Origin of the sequence: Aquisalimonas sp., from assembly GCF_007120195.1 — a bacterium.
GTDB lineage: Bacteria > Pseudomonadota > Gammaproteobacteria > Nitrococcales > Aquisalimonadaceae > Aquisalimonas.
Genome location: NZ_SKOG01000259.1, coordinates 1 through 5979 on the forward strand (window position 1 = coordinate 1; position 5979 = coordinate 5979).

General features: G+C 61.7%; 5 protein-coding genes. 4 read left to right on the forward strand and 1 reads right to left on the reverse strand.

What is annotated here, in order from left to right:
- Positions 1 to 94 precede the first annotated feature (94 nt).
- Positions 95 to 859 (reverse strand): PEP-CTERM/exosortase system-associated acyltransferase, encoded by a 765-nt coding sequence (locus QZT63_RS17990; RefSeq protein ID WP_290653151.1) that lies wholly within the window; start codon positions 857 to 859, stop codon positions 95 to 97.
- A gap of 475 nt (positions 860 to 1334) precedes the next feature.
- Between QZT63_RS17990 and QZT63_RS17995 the strand changes: the two genes are divergently transcribed.
- The 4 genes from QZT63_RS17995 to QZT63_RS18010 all read left to right on the forward strand — a co-directional run.
- Positions 1335 to 1973, forward strand: coding sequence for an XrtA/PEP-CTERM system exopolysaccharide export protein (locus QZT63_RS17995; protein ID WP_290653153.1), 639 nt, complete (start codon positions 1335 to 1337; stop codon positions 1971 to 1973).
- 57 nt (positions 1974 to 2030) lie between these two features.
- Positions 2031 to 3557 (forward strand): XrtA system polysaccharide chain length determinant, encoded by a 1527-nt coding sequence (locus QZT63_RS18000; RefSeq protein ID WP_290653155.1) that lies wholly within the window; start codon positions 2031 to 2033, stop codon positions 3555 to 3557.
- A 38-nt stretch (positions 3558 to 3595) separates the two neighbouring features.
- Positions 3596 to 4540, forward strand: a complete 945-nt coding sequence (locus QZT63_RS18005; RefSeq protein ID WP_290653157.1) for an XrtA-associated tyrosine autokinase — start codon at positions 3596 to 3598, stop codon at positions 4538 to 4540.
- Positions 4541 to 4609: 69 nt separating this feature from the next.
- Positions 4610 to 5979 (forward strand): TIGR03016 family PEP-CTERM system-associated outer membrane protein (locus QZT63_RS18010; RefSeq protein WP_290653159.1); only part of this gene is annotated, 1370 nt, incomplete at its 3' end.

Genomic DNA, 5979 nt, shown 5'->3' on the forward strand with positions numbered 1-5979 from the left:
CGAATCTCCTCGTTGTCACCGCCACAGGATTGTCACGCCCGGCGCTGTGGATTGTGACCGGGGCGGTTTTCCGGATGCCTTGAACCATGGGCGCTCAGCACACGAGGCGGGGTGTGCTGCTTTGCGCTGCGCCAGCGAGTTGTTCGAGAACGGCGCAATACAGCCCGTGCAGTGCGGGCTTCATCCTCTCCATCGCGACCTGATGGTGGATGTAGTAGGCTGCCCGGGTCCCATGGTAGTCCAAAACACGACCCACTTGAGTGAACTGAAGCCCGGAGTGGGCGAGCAGTCGGTTCAGGCGCGGCTCCATCATCGCGAATATGTGCGGTCGTGCTGATGACGCCGCCAGTGCCGCCGCGGCAAGAAACAGTGCGGCTGAGATCATTGGATAGCTGCGCATCTCGTCCTGATTGCCGGCGTCGAAGTGTCCGGGAATTCCTAATGCATTGTCTTTCTCTCCGGGGCGGCGGCGGAACTCCGCGCTCACTGCCAGGCGTGAGGTCTCGCAAATCTTGTGACTGGGAAAACCGCCGGGGTAGAGGTCCGCATGATCGAGAGTGTGGCCACAGAACCGCTCAAGGGGCAGCACTGAGACTGGGCCGGCCCGGTCGGGGCAGATTAACCGGACGCACCCGGCAACCTGTTGGCTGCTGCGGTGGATGACGGCGGCGTGGAGGGCGTGGTGATCGTAGTCGTCTTGCTCCATGCGTCCGGGGCAGTCTTCTTCCCGCTCATACCCGTACTCACGGCAGTACACGTTGTATCGGAGGTTGAAGATGCGACGCAGCAATGCGTCGTCTATCACTGGTACGACGTCAAAATATTCCTGAAATCGTTCGGTTAGAGCGTCCTGTCTCATAGGTTTGCCAGTTCCCTTGGGCTGCGATGGCGTGTCCGGGTCCGTTGGACACGCGTAGGATCGGTTAGATCGACGCGCTGGTCACACACGCTGAGCCTTTGCAGCGCTGTCACGCGTGACCGGCCGTTTGCGGCCCGTCAGGAACCAAGGTAACACCGGCGCGATACTATTTTGAGACTCAGTTCACACTTTGCCTTTACCGGCGCGTATGGCGTGGTACTATTCAAGACAGGGAGAATGTATAAATAGATGTTTCGACCAGTGCGCGGGCAGTCCCTGACGGGCGATTCATGACTACAAGAAGACGAGCGGTAGAGGCGTGGCGACAGGCTCTCGGGGCCGAGTGCAGCCGCAGAGTGCGGTGCATTGGCAAGCGCAAGGGCGCTAACGGTGGTCGTCTGGCATGGCGGCACGTTGAGATAGAACAAGGGAACATCAGTTCCCGACGCAGATAAGTAGAAGGGGTGAAGAAGGGATGCATCTGTTCTCGGGAGTCCTTCCGTTTCGCAGCGGTCTTCGTTTTATCCTCGTGCTCGCCAGCGCCGCCGTGCTGCTCAGTGCCTGTGCGACACATGTGCCCGCACCGCCCTATGTTGATACCCCCATTGATCGCTACTACCTGGTTGGCCCAGGCGATAACGTGAGCATCATCGTTTGGGGGAATCCGGAACTCTCCATGGCGGTTCCTGTGCGCCCGGACGGCAAGCTGACCACGCCACTAGTCGAAGACCTGCCAGCCAGTTCCAGAACGCCAACACAACTGGCGCGCGACATCGAACAAGAGCTCAGCACCTACATCCGTGATCCTGTCGTGACAGTGGTGGTGACCGGCTTTGTTGGCCCATTCGACCAGCAGGTACGGGTGATCGGTGAGGCAACCCAGCCCCGGGCGCTTCAGTACCGGGAGTTCATGACGGTGATGGACGTGATGATCGAAGTGGGCGGGTTGACAGATTTCGCCGCCGGCAACCGGGCGACTATCGTGCGCACGGTCGATGGCGAAGAGAAGGAATACCGCGTACGGCTGGATGACCTGGTCAACGGCGGGGATATCTCGGCCAACGTGCAGATGCTCCCTGGCGACGTGTTGGTAATCCCGGAGAGTTTCTTCTGATTGGTATCTGGTTGCCGATGGCGATCAAGGAAGTGCGGCGTTCAGAGGTAGAGCACAATGGATAAGATCCTCGAGCAAGTCCTGTTGCAGGTCCGCGGCGTGTGGCGTCGCCGGTGGTATATCGCGTTGGTTGCATGGGTGGTCGCTATTGCCGGATGGGTGTGGGTGGACACCCTGCCGGATCGCTACCAGGCCTCGGCACAGATTCATGTTAACACCGATTCAGTGCTCCAGCCCCTGCTGCGGAACCTGACCGTCAGGCCGGACACGGAGCAGCGGGTGCGCATGATGACGCAGACGCTCCTGACCCGCGCGAACCTGGAGAAAGTCGCCCGCGAGGTCGAGTTGGATCTGCGCTCGGGGCATTCCCAGGACAAAGACGCCATCATCGACGAGCTCGACCGCAACATTCGCCTTGGCGGGCTGGGTGGTCGTGACAACCTCTATACCGTCAGCTACACGAGTCGCCACCCTGAGGAAGCCAAGGAGGTGGTGCAGGCTGTCGTCAATTTGTTCATGGAAGGCGGAATCAGCGTCGGCCGGCAGGACCTTCTCGGCTCACGGCGATTCATTGAGGCCCAGGTTGAGAGTTACCGGGAGACGCTCTCCGATCATGAGCGCAAGATCGAGGAATTCAGGCGCGAGCATTCGAACATTTTGTCGGGGCGAGACTACTTCGGTCGCATGAGAAACCTCGAGGAACAGCTGCAGCAGGCGCGGCTGGAACTGCGTGAAGCCGAGAACCGCAGGGAGACCCTCTCCAGGCAGCTCGAAGGTGAGGAGCCCGTGCTCCTTGGGGAGAACCCGGGTAACCAGAACCATGCGGATCCGGAGCTCGATGGTCGCATCAGCACATTGCGGAGCAATCTCGATGAGCTTCGGCGTCGCTATACCGACGAGCACCCCGATGTCACCTCGGTGAGGCGCATCATCGCCGAGCTCGAAGAGGAAAGGGCCGAGCGCGTGGCGCAAATGCCCCCGACCCCGTCCCCTCAACAGACCATGACCGCGTTGCAGCAACACCTCAACTTCAGCCTTGCCGAGACCGAAAGCAGTGTCGCCTCCCTCACTGTGCGGGTCGAGGAGTATGAGAAGCGCCTTCAGGCGTTGAAGGAACAGGTCGATCGCATTCCCCGCATCGAGTCGGAGTATGCCTCGCTGCAGCGCAAGAAGAATGTCATTCAGGCCAACTACGAGCAGCTGCTCGCGACCCGGGAGCGGGCGGCCATGACCGGCGACGTCGAGAGCCAGACGGAGGCGGTGGACTTCCGCATTATCGAGCCCCCGCGTGTGCCCTCCAGCCCATCGGATCCGAACCGGCCTATGCTGGCGAGCGCGGCGCTGTTATTGGGGCTCGGCGCTGGCACCGGCCTTGCCTTTCTCCTCGGGCAGCTTCGCAGCACGGTGACGTCGCGGAGCCAACTTGCCGAGCTCACTGGGCGTCCGGTACTAGGCATGGTGTCCTACGTGGAAACGAGAAAAGGTCGCCGCCGGTGGCGCTGGGCCATGGCCGGATTCACGGTTGTCGTTGGCGTTCTGGTGCTGGTCTACGGCGCCGTCCTCGCCTCGTACTTTCTATTGTGAAGGACAGTGCCCACCAAGGTTAAGGGAAGGACCGGCCCATGAGCATCATTGAAAAGGCAATAAGCAAGTCACGGGGCCACGTGGCCCGGAAACTAAGGCCCAACGCCGATCAGGAGCACGAAGCGGACGCCTCCCTGCAGGCCCGCTCGAATATTGAGCGGGCCATGGATGCAGTCCATGAGCAGGGACACCCGCCAGACGCGGCAACTCTGGAGCAGTCGCCGCAGCCTACGGTGACGCGGCGCTTTGAGCCGATCTCTCGTCCGCACCTCGCGGAGGCGGGGCTGATCAGCCCGGATGGGACCACGCGCAGTCAGGTTGCCGAGGAATTCCGGCTGCTCAAGCGGCCGCTGCTGGCGAACGCCTTCGGCAAGGACGCCCCGGCAGCACGCAACCGCAACCTGGTGATGGTCACGAGCTCGCTGCCGCGTGAGGGGAAGAGCTTCTGTGCGATTAACCTGGCCATGAGCATTGCCATGGAGCTTGATCGCACCGTGCTGCTTGTCGACGCCGATGTCGCCAGGCCGACAGTTCCCCAGTATCTGGGCATCAGTGCGGATGGCCCCGGTCTACTGGATCTCCTGGCTGACGAGAGCATTGATTTTCCGGATGCCCTGATCCGAACGGACATCGACAACCTGAGCGTCCTGTTGGCAGGACGGACCTACCCCAAGGCGACTGAGATGCTGGCGAGCCGGGATATGCACCGCTTGATCTCTGATATGAGTCATCGCTATCCGGACCGCATCATCCTGTTCGATTCCCCTCCGTTACTCGCCACCAGCGAGGCCGGTGCGCTTGCGCACCACATGGGCCAGATCGTGTTTGTGGTGGAGGCCGACAAGACCCCCCAGGAGGCGATAGCGCGGGCCACGGAACAGCTCGAAGGCTGTGAGGTGGTTGTGCCATTGCTCAACAAATCGCTGCCGTTGCCGGGTATGAAGTATGCCCATGGATATTACGGGTCTTACTACAGGTCGTGACCGGTGCCGAGTGTTAGACCACCTCAGCGCAGGGTTACGTCCTGCCATGCTGTACACGGGGCGTGCCTTATGGCACTGCTGGCGGTAGCGTGGCCGGGACATGCTCAGCAGGAGGAGGAGCAGGAGAGGCGGTTCTCCATTACGCCGCGTCTCGAGCAAACGGTCACCGCCACCGACAACGCGCGGCTCGCGCCGCGCGGGCAGGAGCGCCGTGACATCATCTACAACGTTGCGCCGGGTGTCCTGGTCACCGCCGAAGGCAAACGCATCCGCGGGCGTGCAGACTATCTGTTTAATAATCGATTCCACGCGAGTGACTCCGACAGGGACACCGCGACCCAGCGGTACAATGTGCGCGGTAACGCGGAGTTGCTGCGGAATTTCCTGTTTCTTGATGCATCCGCCACCCGCCGCGAGCAGTCAGAGACGTTCCTGGATCCCGTGGGGGTCGGGGAGGGTGTGTTTGATGACACCACAACCGTAACGACCTGGCGCGTGAGTCCCTATGCCACCCAGCGGCTTGGCCGGCTTGCCGACGTGACCGCCCGTTACGCGTACGATCGCGTTCGCAGTCGGCGGGACAGCACCGCCGAGACCTACACCGTCGATGTCACCAGCGTGCCAATGGGAAGGCGCTATTTCTGGAGTGGAAATTTCGAGTGGCAGGAGATTCGCTTTGACGACGACGAGGTTGGCACGCTCGGCGATGATCCCGTCATATTGGCGACCATTTCCGGCACTGCCGGTGTGGAGTTGACGCGCCGGCTCTCCGTGTTCGGCACCGTGGGTGAAGAGCGCAATGACTTCGTCAGTCCCACGGGCGATATCGACGGCTCCTTCTGGAATGCCGGGTTTCGCTGGAACCCGAATGTGAGGACCTCCCTGGAGGGCACCGTCGGCGAGCGGTTCTTCGGGCGCACCGGCAGTCTCGACTTGCGGCATCAGCGCCGGCGTGCCATGTGGCAGGCGTCCTTTGTGCAGCTCGTGTCCACCACGCGCAGTCAACTGCTGCTGGCAGACGAAAACTGCCTGGATTTCTTCATCGACCAGGGGTTTACAGAGGAGGAGGCCTTGGTGTTCTGCTTTGAGCTGGCCTCGCCTGTCCGGGCTGAGGATATCTTCGTCCTCGAGCGCGCTCAGGTATCGGTGCGTTACAACCTGCGCAGGAGCGAGTGGTCGCTGCTCGCCTTCCGCACGGACCGGGATTTCCTCTCCGAGCGGGCGGAGGCGGACGACTTCCAGCGGGATGATCGCCGCACTGGCGTGCTGGGTCGCGTTGTATGGAGTCTGGGTCCCGCTACCACTTGGGAGAACAGTATCTCGCGGACCTGGGTGCAGCCTGACGGTGCCGATGGAGAAGACCGGGAGCAACGCTTCTGGAGTTTCCGGACCGGGTTAACCCGCCAGCTGGCGCTGAACATGCGCGGCTCGCTCAGCTA

Coding starts and splice junctions, on each gene's coding strand:
- QZT63_RS17990 (WP_290653151.1), bottom strand. CDS start 859: ATGAGACAGGACGCTCTAACCGAACGATTTCAGGAATATTTTGACGTC.
- QZT63_RS17995 (WP_290653153.1), top strand. CDS start 1,335: ATGCATCTGTTCTCGGGAGTCCTTCCGTTTCGCAGCGGTCTTCGTTTT.
- QZT63_RS18000 (WP_290653155.1), top strand. CDS start 2,031: ATGGATAAGATCCTCGAGCAAGTCCTGTTGCAGGTCCGCGGCGTGTGG.
- QZT63_RS18005 (WP_290653157.1), top strand. CDS start 3,596: ATGAGCATCATTGAAAAGGCAATAAGCAAGTCACGGGGCCACGTGGCC.